General features: G+C 73.1%; 9 protein-coding genes. 4 read left to right on the plus strand and 5 right to left on the minus strand.

Annotated elements, in window-relative coordinates:
• The first annotated feature begins 109 nt into the window (after window positions 1-109).
• Window positions 110-1075, plus strand: coding sequence for a thiamine-phosphate kinase (locus ACWD5F_RS34170; protein WP_451260228.1), 966 nt, complete (start codon window positions 110-112; stop codon window positions 1073-1075).
• Window positions 1072-1920, plus strand: coding sequence for a bifunctional hydroxymethylpyrimidine kinase/phosphomethylpyrimidine kinase (thiD, locus tag ACWD5F_RS34175; RefSeq protein WP_451260229.1), 849 nt, complete (start codon window positions 1072-1074; stop codon window positions 1918-1920). The genes ACWD5F_RS34170 and thiD overlap by 4 nt, the downstream gene beginning before the upstream one ends.
• Here the strand turns inward: thiD and ACWD5F_RS34180 are convergent.
• The 3 genes from ACWD5F_RS34180 to rpmB form a co-directional block, all read right to left on the minus strand.
• Window positions 1883-3187, minus strand: a complete 1305-nt coding sequence (locus tag ACWD5F_RS34180) for an FAD-dependent monooxygenase (RefSeq protein WP_451260230.1) — start codon at window positions 3185-3187, stop codon at window positions 1883-1885. The two genes, thiD and ACWD5F_RS34180, sit on opposite strands and share 38 nt — an antisense overlap.
• A gap of 34 nt (window positions 3188-3221) precedes the next feature.
• Window positions 3222-6299, minus strand: a complete 3078-nt coding sequence (locus ACWD5F_RS34185) for a BTAD domain-containing putative transcriptional regulator (protein ID WP_451260231.1) — start codon at window positions 6297-6299, stop codon at window positions 3222-3224.
• A gap of 143 nt (window positions 6300-6442) precedes the next feature.
• Window positions 6443-6628, minus strand: a complete 186-nt coding sequence (rpmB, locus tag ACWD5F_RS34190) for a 50S ribosomal protein L28 (RefSeq protein ID WP_004924906.1) — start codon at window positions 6626-6628, stop codon at window positions 6443-6445.
• Window positions 6629-6838: 210 nt separating this feature from the next.
• Here rpmB and ACWD5F_RS34195 point away from each other — a divergent pair, with 210 nt between their 5' ends.
• Window positions 6839-8542, plus strand: a complete 1704-nt coding sequence (locus ACWD5F_RS34195) for a DAK2 domain-containing protein (protein ID WP_451260232.1) — start codon at window positions 6839-6841, stop codon at window positions 8540-8542.
• A 144-nt stretch (window positions 8543-8686) separates the two neighbouring features.
• On the opposite strand, the gene ACWD5F_RS34200 is transcribed toward ACWD5F_RS34195, so the two are convergent.
• Complete coding sequence (locus tag ACWD5F_RS34200; RefSeq protein ID WP_451260233.1) at window positions 8687-11635, minus strand: tetratricopeptide repeat protein; 2949 nt, start codon at window positions 11633-11635, stop codon at window positions 8687-8689.
• Window positions 11635-13500 carry an HSP90 family protein gene (locus ACWD5F_RS34205; RefSeq protein ID WP_451260234.1) on the minus strand — a complete coding sequence of 622 codons (1866 nt, stop codon included), beginning with the start codon at window positions 13498-13500 and terminating at the stop codon, window positions 11635-11637. The genes ACWD5F_RS34200 and ACWD5F_RS34205 overlap by 1 nt, the downstream gene beginning before the upstream one ends.
• A 169-nt stretch (window positions 13501-13669) precedes the next feature.
• On the opposite strand from ACWD5F_RS34205, the gene recG reads away from it, so the two are divergent.
• Window positions 13670-15907, plus strand: coding sequence for an ATP-dependent DNA helicase RecG (gene recG, locus ACWD5F_RS34210; RefSeq protein ID WP_451260235.1), 2238 nt, complete (start codon window positions 13670-13672; stop codon window positions 15905-15907).
• Window positions 15908-15927: the final 20 nt, after the last annotated feature.

The following is a 15927-nucleotide window of genomic DNA, read 5'->3' on the forward strand; positions in this document are numbered from 1 at the left end:
CGTGTGCCGAGGCGCGGGCACGACAGAGGTTGACGGTCCTTACGACCGTATCGAGGACACTGATGACGCGCGACCGGGCACGGACAGGGACAGAAGGGGAGCAAGGGACATGAAGGGCACTGTTGGTGAGCTGGGAGAGTTCGGGCTCATCAGGGAGCTCACCTCCCGTCTCACCACCACCCCGGCGGTCCGGGTCGGCCCCGGCGACGACGCCGCGGTGGTCACCGCGCCCGACCGACGGGTCGTGGCCACCACCGACATCCTCCTGGAGGGGCGGCACTTCCGCCGGGACTGGTCCACGGCGTACGACGTGGGCCGCAAGGCCGCCGCGCAGAACCTCGCGGACATCGCGGCCATGGGCGCCGTGCCGACCGCGCTGCTGCTCGGCCTCGTCGTCCCGGCCGAACTGCCGGTGACCTGGCCGAGCGAGCTGATGGACGGGCTGCGCGACGAGTGCCAGGTGGCGGGCGCGTCCGTGGTCGGCGGCGATGTCGTACGAGGCGACACGATCATGGTGTCGATCACGGCACTCGGCGATCTGCGGGGCCACGAGCCCGTCACCCGGGGCGGCGCCCAGCCCGGCGACCTCGTCGCGGTGACCGGCTGGCTGGGCTGGTCCGCGGCCGGGTTCGCGGTGCTCTCCCGCGGTTTCCGCTCGCCGCGCGCCTTCGTGGAGGCGCACCGGCGCCCCGAGCCGCCGTACCACGCGGGCCCGGCCGCCGCCGCGCTCGGCGCGACCGCGATGTGCGACGTCAGCGACGGCCTGATCGCCGACCTCGGGCACATCGCCGAGGCCAGCAAGGTCCGGATCGACATCCGTTCCGGCGCGATCGACATCCCCTCGCAGATGAACGACATCGGGCAGGCCGTCGGGGTCGACCCGATGCAGTGGGTGCTGACCGGGGGAGAGGACCACGCGATCGTGGCGACCTTCCCGCCGGACGTGAAGCTGCCGGCGCGCTGGAAGGTCATCGGCGAGGTGCTCAACCCCTCGGCGCTGCCCCAGGTGACGGTGGACGGGGCGCCGTGGACCAGCAAGGGCGGCTGGGACCACTTCGGGGACATCGAGTCGTGAGGCCCGACGCGCCCAGGAAGCCCGACGCGCTCACGAAGCCCAACGTGCTCACGGTGGCCGGCTCCGACTCCGGTGGCGGGGCCGGGATCCAGGCCGATCTGAAGACGATGCTCGCGCTCGGCGTGCACGGCATGAGCGTCATCACGGCGGTCACCGCGCAGAACTCCCTCGGCGTGCAAGGGGCTTGGGAGCTGCCGGTGGAGGCGGTGCGGGCGCAGTACCGCAGTGTCGTGGACGACATCGGCGTCCAGGCCGTGAAGACCGGGATGCTGGCCTCGGCCGAACTCGTCGAGGCCGTCGCGGAGTTGATCGGCGGGACGGACGTGCCGGCCGTCGTCGACCCGGTGGGCGTCTCCAAGCACGGGGACCCGCTGCTGGCGGCCACCGCACTGGAGTCGGTACGGAAGCGGCTGCTGCCGGTGGCCACCGTGGCGACCCCGAACCTGGACGAGGTGGCCCAACTGACGGGCGTACACGTCGAGTCGGAGGAGCAGCTGCCGCAGGCCGCCGCCGCCGTGCTGGCGTACGGGCCGCGATGGGTGCTGATCAAGGGCGGTCATCTGGCGGGCGACGCCGTGGACCTGCTCACCGACGGCACCGAGGAGCACTGGCTGCGGGCGCCCCGCTACGACAACCGGCACACGCACGGCACGGGTTGCACCCTCGCCTCGGCGATCGCGTCGCAGTTGGCGAAGGGGCAGTCCGTGCCGGAGGCGGTGCAGGCCGCGAAGGAGTACGTCACCGGGGCGATCGCGGCCGGGTTCGCGCTCGGCGCGGGGATCGGGCCCGTGGACCACGGCTGGGCCCTCAGACCGCGGACGGGACCGGGTACTCCCGCAGCTTGATGTCGGTGGCCGCCCTCTCCGTGAGCTTCTTGAAGAAGCCGGCCAGCAGCCGCGAGCCGAGCAGCCGGTACATGCGGTCCCGGCTGCGGATGCGCCGCTCGGTCGCCGGGGCGAAGAACGGGCCCGCGTTCCCGGAGATCTTCTGGCAGCCCTTGGCGAAGTCCCGGATCCGGGCCTCGTACTCGGCGAAGGCGGTACGGAAGTCGCCGCCCGCGAGGGCGAGTTCACCGGCGAGGACGTACGCGCCGACGATCGCCACGCCCGTCCCCATGCCGCCCATGGTCGCCCCGTACCCGGCGTCCCCGAGCAGCGCCACGCGCCCCTTGGTGAGGCGGTCGACGTGGACCTGGGCGATCGCGTCGAAGTACAGCTCGTCGGTGTCCTCCAGGGCCTTGAGGACGGTGGGCGTCTCCCAGCCCATCCCGGCGAAGCGGTCCATCAGGATCCGCTTCTGCGCGGCGGTGTCCCGGCGGTCGTACGACAGTTCCTCGGAGCGGAAGACCAGCAGCGCGCCGGCGCGGTCCGGATCGCCGTCGTAGTTGCCGATGTCGACCGCCCGGCCGGGTTCGCTGTAGAGCAGGCCCGTGCGGTGCAGGCCCAGGTGGTTGGGGATCTCGAAGGCGGCCACGTAGTGGTCGGAGAAGCGCAGGTAGCGGGACTCGTCGCCGAAGGCGAGACGGCGGGTGGTGGAGTGCAGGCCGTCGGCGCCCACGACCAGGTCGAAGCGCCGGGGCGCGCCCCGCTCGAAGGTGACGTCCATGCCCTCGGGGGTCTCGGTGAGCGAGGTGACCGAGTCGCCGAAGACGTATTCGACGTCATCTTTTGTTCGCTCGTACATGATCCGCGCCAGTTCGCCGCGGAAGATCTCCACGTCACCGCTCATCATCTCGGCGGGCAGGTCCACGCGCGGGCTGCCGTCCGCGTCGACGACGGTCTGGCGGCCCATGTGGGTCTGGTGGGCGTGGATCTCGTCCCAGATGCCCATGGCGGTCAGGACGGTCCGGTGGACGTGGCCCCGGAAGTCGACCGCGTAGCCGCCACCGCGCGGCTCGGGCGCCCGCTCGACGACGGTGACGCGGGCGCCGTACCGGGCGAGGTTCAGGGCGAGGGCGGGACCGGCGACGCTGGCACCGGAGACCAGGACGGTGAGGTGACCGAGGTCGGGTGCGCTCGTCGTGCCGGGTGCGGTCGCCTTGCTGTCCGCGTTCGTCCGGCCGTCTGCGTTCGTCCGGCCGTGTGCGGTCGTCTTGCCGTGTGTGTTCGTCATGGGGAGAGCGTCGGCGCGCCCGCTGACCGTCCGCCTACCGTTCGCTGACCACCGCTGACCGCAGCCTCCGGCCCTCCTCGAAGGCCCGCTCGTACGCCCCGGGCGACAGCTTCGCGCGTACGTCGCGATCGGTGCGTACGACATCGCGGTCGCCCTCGGGACGGGCGCCCCGCAGGCCCGCGCCGGCGCCGAGCAGTGTCGCGGCCCGCTCAGGGGACTCGGCGACGGACGCCAACGCCTCGGCCGCGTCGGCGAGTTCGAGGTCGCCCGGACCTTCGGCGGCCAGCTCCGCGGCCTGCCGGAACCAGTCGTGAGCCGTACCGGGGTCGGCTCCGGCGGCGGCCGTACGGCCCAGGCCGATGAGGATGCGGACGGTCTCGCCGACGCTGAACCAGGTGGCCGCGCATGCCTCCAGGGCGCTCTCGTAGTGCACGCGTGCGCGTGCCGTGTCCCCGGACAGCCGGGCCGCGTCCCCGAGGCCGCGCCGGGCGCTCGCCACCTTGTCGGGCATGCCGGCGGTACGGGCCAGCGCGAGGGCCTGCTCGAAGTGGGCGACCGCGGCGGCCGTATCACCTTGGTGCAGCAGCACGGTCGCACGGCCGCGCAGCAGGTCCGAGGTCTCCTCGGGGGCGGCCAGCGCCCGCACGTACCCCAGGCCCTCGTCGAGGAGCTCCAGCGCCCGCGCCGAGTCCCCGCGCGCGTGGGCGCGCATCCCCAGCGGATCCAGGGAGTTGGCCATGCCCCAACGGTCGCCGGTCGCACGGAACCCGGCGAGCGCGCCGGCGAAACGCTCCTCCGCCTCCCGCACCCGCCCCTCGAACTGCTCCCGGAAACCCAGCCCCACGTCCAGCAGGGCACGCGCCCAGGCGTCCTCACCCGCCAGCGCGAGAGCCCGGTCCATGGTGGCGGGCCGGGGACCGGCGGCGACCGACCACAGCACGAGGACGAACGGCAGCCGTAGCGGCCCCTCGTACGAGCCCAGAACGTCGTCCACGCGCGCGACGATCTCGTCGGACCGGTCCCCGTTCCCGCCCCCATGTCCGTCTGCGGAGAGCGAGTTGATCGCGCACAGCACGTACGCCTCCTCAAGGCCCGGCGGCGGCGCGTCCCCCACGGCGGCCAGCAGCTCGCGGGCCGTCGCCACCTGACTGCCGTGCAGTCCGCGCAGCCGCCAGAACCAGGACAGGAGTGCCATCAGGCGCAGGGCGTCCTCGGGGCGGGTCCGTACGAGGTGGCGCAGTGCCGTGTCCAGGTTGCCGTGGTCGGCGGTCAGCCGGGCCAGCCAGGGCAGTTGACCGCCGCCGCGCAACTCCGGCTCCGCCCGCTCGGCCAGCCGCAGGAAGTACGCGGCGTGCGCGTCCCGCAGCTCCTCCTGGTCGGTCAACTCCTCGGCGGCGAAGGCCCGGATCGTCTCCAGCATCCGGTAGCGCCCCTCGGACACCTCAGGGCCGGACACCTCGGAGCCGGACACCGCAAGACCGGGCACATCCAGGTCGGACACCTCAAGGAACGACTTCTCGACCAGGGAGGCCAGCAGATCCTCCGGATACGGCAGCCCGCACACCGCCTCGACCGCCGCCAGGGTCGCGCCCCCGGAGAACACGGTCAGCCGTCGCGCCAGCTCCCGCTCCTCGTCGTCCAGCAGGTCCCAGCTCCACTCCACCACCGCCCGCAGGGTGCGGTGCCGGGGCGCCTTGGAGCGGTCCCCGCGCGACAGCAGCCGGAACCGGTCGTCCAGGCGGTCGGCCAGTTCGTCGGGGTCCAGCGTGCGCAGCCGGGCCGCCGCCAGCTCGATGGCGAGCGGCAGCCCGTCGAGGGCCGCGCAGATGTCCGGCACGCGCGCGTGGGCCTCGAAACCGGGGCGTACGGCACGCGCGCGGTCCGTGAAGAGCCGTACCGCCGGTTCCGGCGCCAGCGGTGGCACCGGGACCAGGATCTCGCCGGTGATGCCGAGGGACTCACGGCTGGTGGCGAGGACGCGCAGGCCCGGGCAGGACGCGAGGAGCAGCGCGGTGAGCCGGGCCGCGTCCGCCACCAGGTGCTCGCAGTTGTCGAGCACCAGGAGGACCGCGCGGTCCTCCAGAGCGGCGAGCAGCCGGTCCGTGCTGTCCGTCGCGGGGCCACGGAAGCCCTCGCGCACGCCGAGCGCGGTCAGGACGGCGTACGGGATCCGCGTGCCGTCGGTGAGCGGTGCCAGCTCGACGAAGCAGACCTCGGCGTGCGCGCCGGCGGCCTCGATCGCCAGCCGCGTCTTGCCGGCGCCGCCGGGTCCGGTGAGCGTGACCAGACGGGAGTCGGCCAGGAGGGCGGAGATCCGGGCGAGTTCGTACTCACGGCCGACGAAACGGGTGAGCTGGACCGGCAGCCGGGGCCGTGCCGGTTCCGCGCCGCCGCCCCGGAGCAGCTCCAGGTGCAGCGCGGACAGGTCGGGCGAGGGGTCGGCGCCCAGCTCGTCGGCGAGCGCGCGCCGGGCCTCCTCGTACACCGCGAGCGCCTCCGCGGGCCGCCCGGCCGCGTGCAGGGCCCGCATCAACTGCCCGTACAGCCGCTCGTCCAACGGTGATCCGGCCAGCAGCGCCCGCAGCTCCGGTACGAGTTCGGGACCGCCGCCGAGCGCGAGATCCGCCTCGATCCGGTCCTGTACGGCGGCCAGCCTGAGTTCTTCGAGCCGGGCGGCCTCGGCGTGCGCGTCCGGGAGGTCGGCCAGCGCCGGACCGCGCCACAGCGCGAGCGCCTCGCGCAGCCGGGCCGCCGCCCGCGCGGGATCACCGGCGGCGAGCGCGGACCGCCCGTCCCTGGACAGGCGTTCGAAGAGGTGGGCGTCGACCGAATCCGGCGGGGCGGTGATGCGGTAGCCGGCCGGGACCGCCTCGATGTCCGTGTGCGGGGCCAGGCGCCTGCGCAGGCGGGATATCTGCGACTGGAGGGCGTTGGCGGCTCCGGAGGGCGGCTCGGCCCCGTACAGGCCGTCTGTGAGGCGCTGCGTGGAGACCGCGCGGCCTGCGTCCAGGAGCAGGAGCGTCAGCAGGGCGCGGGGGCGGGGGCCGCCGGGGTCGACGGGGGTGCCGTCGTCGGTGCGGACGTCCAGGGGGCCCAGGATCCCGAAGCGCATTCCTCGGATTCTGGCAGCTCACCCGGCCCGCGGGGCGGGCTTCGGAGGTCGGGCCGCGGTACGGGCACAGCAAAAAGCCGGTCCACACGAGGTGGACCGGCTCAGTGCGGCGAACCAGCAGTGGCTACGCGCTCAACAGTGCGTCAGCGCGAGACCTTGCCGGCCTTGATGCACGAGGTGCAGGCGTTCACGCGCTTCGGCGTCCCACCGACCACGGTACGTACGCGCTGGATGTTCGGGTTCCAGCGACGGGGCGTACGGCGGTGCGAGTGCGAGATGTTGTTGCCGAAGCCCGGGCCCTTGCCGCAGACGTCGCAGTTGGCAGCCACGGGTCACTCCAAAGACTTCAGATGCACTTACGGTTGATCCCGGCATGCCGGGATCGAGATCCCTGAAATCAGGAATCTTGGTGGCGCTGCCAGGGGAATGGCCCGATGTGGATCGGGCAACCGGAGCAGCATACAACGGCTGCGCCAGTAGAACGAAACTACCACGGCTGCTCTACGCTTCCTGCAGTCCAGCAGCTCAGGGAGGCGCAGGTGGCGCAGGTGCCGCAGACATTCTTCGATGCTCTCGCGGTGCGCACCTGGTGCGGTCTCGCGCTGACGGCACTGGGCCGCGCGCGCGAGGAGATCGACGCGATCAATGTCTTCCCCGTGGCCGACGGGGACACCGGCACCAACCTCTACTTGACCATGGAGTCCGCGGTCACAGCGGTGGAGGCGGTGTTCGCGGCGCACGAGATGGGCCCCGGAGCACCGGAGAAACCGACGCTCGCGGACGCCACGCACGCGATGGCGCACGGCGCGCTGATAGGCGCCCAGGGGAACTCCGGGACCATCCTCGCCCAGCTGCTGCGCGGCATGGCCCAGGTGCTCGCCGCCGACGGTGAGACGCCTCACACTGACGGCTCCGGTCTCCGCCTCGCCCTGCGGCACGCCGCCGACTCCGCCCGCCAGGCCGTCGCACACCCCGTGGAGGGCACGGTCCTGTCGGTCGCCTCCGCAGCCGCCGACTCGGCCGAGGAGACGGAGGGCGACTGCGGGACGGTCGCGCGGGCCGCCTACGAAGGGGCGCGCACGGCACTCGCCGAGACCCCGGGACAGCTGGCCGTGCTCGGCCGGGCCGGGGTGGTGGACGCCGGCGGACGAGGGCTGGTCGCGGTGCTGGCCGCGCTGGTGGAGACGTTCACGGGGGAGACGCCGGGGGCGATCGTGGTCTTCGGGGGGCACGCACGCGTGGAGGCCGATACGGGCGCTCCCTCCGACTCCGTGGCCGTCGAGGAATGCGCCCCCGCTTCCGACTCCCCCCAAAAAGGCGGCCCCGCCTACGAGGTGATCTACCTCCTGGAGGCCGAGGACACCGCCGTGAACCGGCTGCGGACCCGCCTGGACGCCCTCGGGGACTCGCTCGTGGTGGTCGGCGGCGACGGGCTGTGGAACGTCCATGTGCACGTGGACGACGCCGGCGCCGCCGTCGAAGCGGGCGTCGAGGCCGGGCGGCCGTACCGGATCCGTATCACTCACTTCGGGCTCGGCGACGTCCATACGACGGGTGCCGAGCGGCCGCCCCGGGAGCGCGCCCAGCGGGCCGTGGTCGCGGTCGTGCCGGGGGAGGGCCTGGCAGGGCTGTACACCGAGGCCGGCGCGACCATCGTGCTCGCGCGGCCCGGGGAGCCGCCCGCGAGCGGTGAACTCGTCGAGGCCGTACGGCGGGCCCACGCGCGCGAAGTGGTGCTGCTGCCCAACGACGCCGACCTGCGCCACACCGCCGCCGCGGCGGCCGAGCAGGCCCGCACCGAGGGCATCCGGGTGGCCCTGATCCCGACCCGCTCCGCGGTCCAGGGCATCGCGGCACTCGCCGTGCACGAACCGGAGCGGCGCTTCGACGAGGACGTCGTGTCGATGACGTCGGCGGCCGGCGCGACCCGGTACGCCGAGGTCGCGGTCGCCGAACGCCAGTCCTGGACCATGGCCGGCATCTGCCAGGCCGGTGACGTCCTCGGCCTCATCGACGGCGACGTGGCCGTCATCGGCTCGGACGTCACCACCACCGCCGAGGCCGTCCTCGACCGCATGCTCTCGGCCGGCGGCGAACTCGTCACCCTCGTCCTCGGCGACGAGGCCCCCGACTCCGTCACCACCCGCCTCGAAGCACGCGTGCGGGAGGGGTACTTGGCCGTGGACACGGTGGTGTACCGGGGTGGGCGGCAGGGGGCGTTGTTGTTGATCGGCGTGGAGTAGGACGCCGAGCGGGGTAGGGCTCCGAGCGGAGTTGCCGTGTCGAACAGCCCTGTTGAGCAGGGCGACGGGCAGGAATCCCGACCTTCCCGCCCATGACGCGGCACGCTCGCCCTCCGTGGCGGCCGCTCGCCCGTGCTGCGCGCGTCAGCCGTTCTCCTGTTCCAGCACCACCTGAAGCAGTTGTTCCGCCTCCGCCCGCCGGGCCTGGGACGTCGGGTCCTCCTCGGTGGAGCCGTCGTACGCCGAGAGGACCGAACGGGCGCGGGCCGCCGCGCGGGTCGGGCGGCTGAGGTCGGACTCCAGCCAGCCGGCGGCCAGTTCGGCGCCGGTGCGGCTGTCCAGGGCGCCGTCGCCGAGCGGGACGAAGACCGCGATCGCCTCGGCGACCTGGGCCAGGGCCGCCTCGAGCGTCGCCCGGATCGCCTCGTCGTCGGCGTCCTCGGCGGCGGAGCGGGCCAGCAGGTCGCCGAACTGGCGGTGGGTGTGGCCGAGTTCGGCGACGAGCCGCAGTCGCGCCGTGTCGTCGTCCACGCCGTCGCCCAGGGCGTCCTCGCAGGCGTGGACCGCGGCCGCCATGAACTCCCGTGCCGCGGCCCTCCCGTCCTCGTCCTCCACCCGCAGCGCGAGCCACGCGCGGGCGCGCAGCGAGCGGACCAGTCCGTGGACGTTGCCGAGCGACTGCCACAGGTCGCCCGCGCGCGCGTACGCCTGGTCCGCCTCGGCGGGCAGTCCCGCGTTGCCGAGGGACTCGGCGGCGAGGTGCGCCAGCGTCGCGTGGTCCTGCTGCTCGGGCCAGTGCCGGGCGATCTCGGCGGCCTGCAACCGGCGTTCTGCCGCCGCGCGGTGTTCGCCCAGCTCGCTCAGGCAGTCGCCGAGCCACCACTGGGTCTGGACGATCGCGCCGTCGCCGTGCGTCTCCGCGGTCAGGTCGGGCAGCGCCGACTCCAGTACCTCCGCGGCCTCGGCCCACCGCTGCCGACGCAGCAGCACCCCGCCGAGCTGGTGCCGCGCCAGGGCGCCCAGGGTCCGGCCCTCGCCCGCCTCGTCGGCCCAGTGCGCGGCCTCCAGGGAGTGCTCGGCGGCCTCCTGAAGCTCTCCCCGGCCACTGAGCACCTCGCCGAGCTGGAGGTGCAGTTGGGCCCGCCCGACCGCCTCCAGATGCGGCCCGCCGTGCTCCAGCGCCGCCCGCAGCGCCCGCTCCGCCCCCGCGACATCGCCCAGATGGTGCGCAAGCCCGGCCAACCGCGCCTCGTACTCCACCGCGAACCACGGCAGCCCCGCCGCCACGAACCTCTCCGAGGCCTGCCCGAACAGCTTCGCGGACGTCTCCAACTCGCCGCTCTGAAGCGCCAGTTCCGCCAGCATGGCCTGGCCCTCGGCGGTCCGGGACGCCAGCCGCACATCGCCCTCGCCCCGCCCGTCGACCAGCGCGAGCAACTCCCGCACGGCGGCATCGGCGGCACCGAGGATCGTCTCGTCGGCGCCCTCGCCCGTCTCGCCCGCCTCATGGGCCCGCCGCATCAGGATCCGGGCCCGGCCCATCAGCACGGACGCCGTCTGCCGTACGCCGGTCGCCTCGTCGGCGTAGAGGGCGAGGACCTCGTCGTAGAGGCCGGTGACCACCGTGACGGCCTCGTCGACCCGGCCGGACAGGGCGCGGATGTAGGCCGCACGCGCGCGTGCCGCGAGGGCCTCGCCGGGGTCGCCCGCCGCCGCGTACAACTCGGCCGCCCGCTCGAACAGTTCGGCGCCCTCGGGGCCCCGGTCCATCGCCTCGTGGTCGACGATCTCCGCGCGGTCGCGGGCGTCCAGCTCGATGCCCTCGGCGGCCCGCGCGACCGCCGCCCAGGCCGGGACGGCGTTCGGCCGGAGGGTGTCGGACAGCCGCCGCGCCTCGGCCAGGAGGGTGGACAGGTCCGGTTCCGCGGCGGCCTCGGCGACCGGCGCCGCGGTCGGCGACACGGACGCGGACGCGGGGCGGGTCGCGCGTACCCCGAGCGGCAGCCGGTCCACCAGTGGCCGTTGCTCCATACGCGTGCGTGCCCGCTCGCTGACGTACGGCGTGCCGTTGCGCTCATCGAACCGGGCCGCGAGGGCGAGGGCCTCCGCGCGTGCGTGCGGGGCGAGTTCGCGCGCGGTCCAGGTCCGGCCGGGCGGTCCCGGCACCTGCCGCTCGCCGAGACCGAGTTCCGCCAGCCGGTCCATGAGGAGCGCCACCACCGACAGGAAGTCGAGCCTGCTGCGCGGCTGTCCGGCGTCCGTGAAGTACGCCGGGCGCTCGGCGAGCAGCTCGAGTCCGCGCGCCTCGTTGCCGGTCAGCGCGCAGAACTCCACGTGGTCCGCGTACGCGCCCCGCATGCTCTCCATGGAGCGCACCAGCCGGAAGCCCCGCAGATGGTTCGCGCGCGCCTCGTCCGTGCGGCCCAGGCGCAGCAGGGGAGTCAGGGAGGAGGCCAGCGCGGTGTGCGGCTCGTGGGCGCAGGTGAACTCGCCCTCCAGGACCGGCCGCAGCAGCTCAAGCGCCGCCTCGTCCCGGCCGCGCTCCGCCTGCCACCAGCCCTGCCCCTGCAACTCGCACGCGTGGCAGTCGGCCATGCTGTCCCGGTCCGCCGCCAGCCACGCGTCGAACGCCCGCTCCGCGCGCGGGATGTCACCGATGTGCGCGGCCACGCTGAACTCGGCGCTGCGCACCGCCCGTTCGGAGTGCCCGGCGAGCCGGTAGCGGTGCTCCATCTCGCCGAGCCACTTCTCGATGGAGGCGAGCGGGACGTGCGGCTGGTCGAGCATGCCGGACGACATCCACTTGAAGACCCAGTGCAGCGAGTGCGTCTCGTACTCGTCGAAGTCCTCGGGCCGCTCGTCCCACATGCGCAGCAGACGCGCGAAGGGGACGAACATCTTGTCCTTCTCGGAGCTGTAGTTGTAGACCTTCAGCTGGTGCCCGAGCGCCTCGATCACGGCCAGCGGGATGTTCAACTTCTCGGCCTCGACGAGCAGTTGCTCCGCGCGCGCGTTGCGGGCCGGTCCCTCCGGCCGTTCGGAGTTCTCCGCCATCTCCTGGCGCAGCGAGTCGAAATCGGTGATCTCACTCATCAGTGACCGCCCCCCGCGGTGTCGGAGTCGGAGCCGGGTCCGGGGTCGGCTTCGCCATGGGTGGCCCATTCCAGCAGGCCGATGAACGACCGGTTCAGCAGCGCGGTGTCCGCCGGCCGCAGCGGACGCTGGGCCATCAGGAGCGCCTGTCCGTACAGCGACTCCGTGGCCGTGCCGACGAGTTCGGGATCGCCGATCGAACTGATCCTGCGGATCAGCGGGTTGAGGTGGTTGAGCACCAGACGCGCCCGTGGCGTGCTGCCGCGCAGGGAGCCGAGGATGCCCGCCCACAGGTCGTCGGCGCCCTCCTCGGCCGCCGCGCGGGCCTGTTCGTGCCGGGCCTCCCGGTCGTCCAGGTGCAGCGCGGGCACGGACAGCGGGTGGAAGGCGCGCAGGACGACGTCACAGCCCAAGGGGTCGAGCTTGGCCCGCGCGGCCGCCAGGAAGCCGGACAGGGCCAGCTCCTCCGCCGGGTCGACCGTGTCCAGGTGCGCGGTCACGGTGTCCGCGTCCAACTCGGCGACGACGGTCCCGGGCCGCACCGACGGCAGCGCCTCCACCAGCTCGCTGTCGTACGTGTAACCGCCGTTGACGACCCCGACGCCCTGCGCGGACGCGATCGGCGCGACCTGCCGGTACTCCTCCACCGTGCGCGTGAAGTGCACCACCGGGTGCCGCTGCGCGAACTCCTCCAGCGACAACCGCCCGTCGGTCGTCTCGAAGGGCAGCCACGGCAGCATCGTGCGCAGCATCTCCTTGTCGTGCCGCGCGAGCGACTTCACGCCCAGGTGGTGCACCGAGAGGAACGCCGAGAGCCGCTCCGGATCGCCGGCCGCCAGACCCGTCAGCCAGGACCGGATCCGCTCGCCCAGCGCGTCCCGAACGGCCGCCAGCGTCTCGTCCTCGTACAGCGACTCGCGCGAGGCCGTGGGCCGCAGACTGTCCGTGTCCAGCACGCAGCGCACGAAGAACGCCCAGTCGGGCAGCAGCTGTTCGGCCCGCTCGGTCAGCAACATGCCCTTCAGGTGCACCCGGTGACTCGCCCGCTGCGCCGGACTCACCGCCGACGGCAGCACGTACGCCACCCCGCGGATGCCGGCCAGCGGCACGGCCAGCTCGATCGAGTCGAGCGGCGTGAAGCCGAACAGGTCGTGACAGTGCCGGGCCAGGGCCACCCTGCGGTTGGCGGGGGAGGGGTAGGAGCGGTCCCAGGGCGCCGGCAGATCGGTGACCGCCTCGTCGCCGACCCGGACGTCGTACGGCAGCAGCGCCCCGAAGTCCCGGGCCAGCGTGAGCACGCGCGCGGGGGCGAGCCACTCGGCGGCGCCCGCCCGTGCCACCAGGTGCACGGTGGTGCCCGGTTCGGGCCGCGCCTCGTGCGGCAGCGTCCGCACGGTGTACGAACCGTCGTCGCTCGCCGTCCACTCCACGGGGGCCGCGCCCGGCGTCCGCGCGCTGCGGCTGACCACCCGGATCCGCTCGGCGACGACGAAACAGGCCAGCAGGCCGATGCCGAACTGCCCGAGGAAGTCGGAGCGGGCCGCTTCGAGCCCTTCGGCGCGCTTGGAACTGCGCCCGATGGTCGCGAGCAGGTTGTGCACGTCCGCCTCGGTGAGCCCCACACCGGTGTCCTCGACCCGCAGGACGCCCGCCTCGGCGAACAGCCGTACCCGCGCCGGGGCGTCGGGCTGCTCCGCGCGCCGGGCGGTGATGGCGTCCACCGCGTTCTGCAGCAGCTCGCGGAGGTAGACCTTGGGGCTGGAGTAGAGGTGGTGCGAGAGCAGGTCCACCAGGCCACGCAGGTCGACCTGGAACGTATGAGGTGGCTGGGACGGCTGGGATGACTGTGAGGTCTGGGAGTCCATCGTCACAGCGCCGCTGGGGGGAACTTACGCACGGCGCGGGGTCGGGCGGTCCCTGGTTGGGGTGGTGACCGCGGGGGATGGCCGGAGCGCGCCATCCTAGAGCCCGAACGAGCCGTCTGACCAGGGGTTTCCCCAGACGTATACGGCAATGTCAGTGACGTGGTGTGCAATGGATCTCGTGCCCGCACTGAAAGAACCGCTGCACCAGCCACTGAAATCGGTGCTCGGCCCCGCCACCGCGAAGGTGATGGCCGAGCATCTCGGCCTGCACACCGTAGGCGACCTCCTGCACCACTACCCGCGCAGATACGAGGAGCGGGGCCAGCTCACACACCTGGCCGAACTCCCCATGGACGAGCACGTGACAGTGGTCGCCCAGGTCGCCGACGCCCGCCTGCACACCTTCGCCTCGTCCAGGGCGCCGCGCGGCAAGGGCCAGCGCCTGGAAGTCACGATCACCGACGGCAGCGGCCGGATCCAACTGGTCTTCTTCGGCAACGGCGTGCACAAGCCCCACAAGGACCTCCTGCCGGGCACGCGCGCGATGTTCGCGGGCAAGGTCTCCGTCTTCAACCGCCGCCTTCAACTGGCGCACCCCGCCTACGAGTTGCTGCACGGAGACCCCGACGAGGCCGACGAACCGGTCGAGACCTGGGCCGGCGCCCTCATCCCGCTCTACCCCGCCACCGCCAAGATGGAGTCCTGGAAGATCGGCAAGGCGATCCAGACGGTGCTGCCCAGCGCCCAGGAGGCCATCGACCCCCTCCCGGACACCCTGCGCGAGGGCCGCGGCCTGGTCTCCCTGCCCGAGGCCCTCCTCAAGATCCACCGCCCCCGCACCCAGGCCGACATCGCCGACGCCCGCGCCCGCCTCAAGTGGGACGAGGCCTTCGTCCTCCAGGTGGCCCTCGCCCGCCGCCGCCACGCCGACGCCCAACTCCCGGCGGTCCCCCGCAAACCGTCCCCCGACGGCCTCCTCACGTCCTTCGACGACCGCCTCCCCTTCACCCTCACCGAGGGCCAGCAGAAGGTCTCGAAGGAGATCTTCGACGACCTGGCGACGGACCACCCGATGCACCGGTTGCTGCAAGGGGAGGTCGGAAGCGGGAAAACGATGGTGGCCCTCCGCGCCATGCTCGCCGTCGTCGACGCAGGCGGACAGGCCGCGATGCTCGCGCCCACCGAGGTGCTCGCTCAGCAGCATCATCGGTCCATCGTCGAGATGATGGGGGAGTTGGCCGAGGGCGGCATGCTGGGCGGTGCCGAGACGGCCACCAAGGTGGTGCTGCTCACCGGGTCCATGGGTATGGCCGGTCGCCGGCAGGCCCTGCTCGATCTCGTCACTGGTGAGGCGGGCATCGTGATCGGCACGCACGCGTTGATCGAGGACAAGGTCCAGTTCCACGACCTCGGTCTGGTCGTGGTGGACGAACAGCACCGCTTCGGCGTCGAGCAGCGCGACGCCCTGCGCGGCAAGGGCAAGCAGCCCCCGCACCTGCTCGTCATGACGGCCACCCCCATCCCGCGCACGGTCGCCATGACCGTCTTCGGCGACCTGGAGACCTCGGTCCTCGACCAGCTCCCCGCCGGCCGCTCACCCATCGCCACCCACGTCGTCCCGGCCGCCGACAAACCCCACTTCCTGGCGCGCGCGTGGGAGCGCGTGCGCGAGGAGGTGGAGAACGGCCATCAGGCGTACGTCGTCTGCCCCCGCATCGGTGATGACGCCGACGAAAAGGGCGACCCGAAGAAGGCCGCCAAGAAGAAGTCCCCCGAGGACGAGGCCGAGAAGCGCCCGCCCCTGGCCGTCCTGGACGTGGCCGACCAGCTCGCCAAGGGCCCCCTCCAGGGTCTCTCGGTCGAGGTCCTGCACGGCCGGATGCACCCCGACGACAAGGACGCGGTCATGCGCCGCTTCGCCGCGGGCGACACCGACGTCCTGGTCGCCACGACGGTCATCGAGGTCGGCGTGAACGTCCCGAACGCCACGGCGATGGTGATCATGGACGCCGACCGCTTCGGCGTCTCCCAGCTCCACCAGCTCCGCGGCCGGGTCGGCCGAGGCTCCGCCCCCGGCCTCTGCCTCCTGGTCACCGAGATGCCCGAGGCCAGCCCCGCCCGCCAGCGCCTGACCGCGGTCGCCTCCACCACCGACGGCTTCGAACTCTCCCGCATCGACCTGGAACAGCGCCGAGAAGGCGACGTCCTCGGCCAGGCTCAGTCCGGCGCCCGTACCAGCCTGCGCGTCCTGGCGGTCATCGAGGACGAGGAGATCATCGCCGAGGCGAGAGAGGAAGCGACGGCGGTCGTGGAGGCCGACCCCGAGCTGACCGACTACCCAGGCCTGCGCACGGCCCTGGACGCCCTTCTGGACGAGGAAAGGGAGCAGTACCTGGAAAAGGGCTAGAGGCACACCACCCCAGGGGC

The organism is Streptomyces sp. NPDC002499 (assembly GCF_053595415.1).

Bases quoted from the DNA above. Each gene is read 5' to 3' on its own strand.
- ACWD5F_RS34200 (WP_451260233.1), bottom strand. From the start codon at position 11,635: ATGAGTGAGATCACCGATTTCGACTCGCTGCGCCAGGAGATGGCGGAG.
- ACWD5F_RS34205 (WP_451260234.1), bottom strand. From the start codon at position 13,500: ATGGACTCCCAGACCTCACAGTCATCCCAGCCGTCCCAGCCACCTCAT.
- ACWD5F_RS34180 (WP_451260230.1), bottom strand. From the start codon at position 3,187: ATGACGAACACACACGGCAAGACGACCGCACACGGCCGGACGAACGCA.
- ACWD5F_RS34185 (WP_451260231.1), bottom strand. From the start codon at position 6,299: ATGCGCTTCGGGATCCTGGGCCCCCTGGACGTCCGCACCGACGACGGC.
- recG (WP_451260235.1), top strand. From the start codon at position 13,670: ATGGATCTCGTGCCCGCACTGAAAGAACCGCTGCACCAGCCACTGAAA.
- ACWD5F_RS34170 (WP_451260228.1), top strand. From the start codon at position 110: ATGAAGGGCACTGTTGGTGAGCTGGGAGAGTTCGGGCTCATCAGGGAG.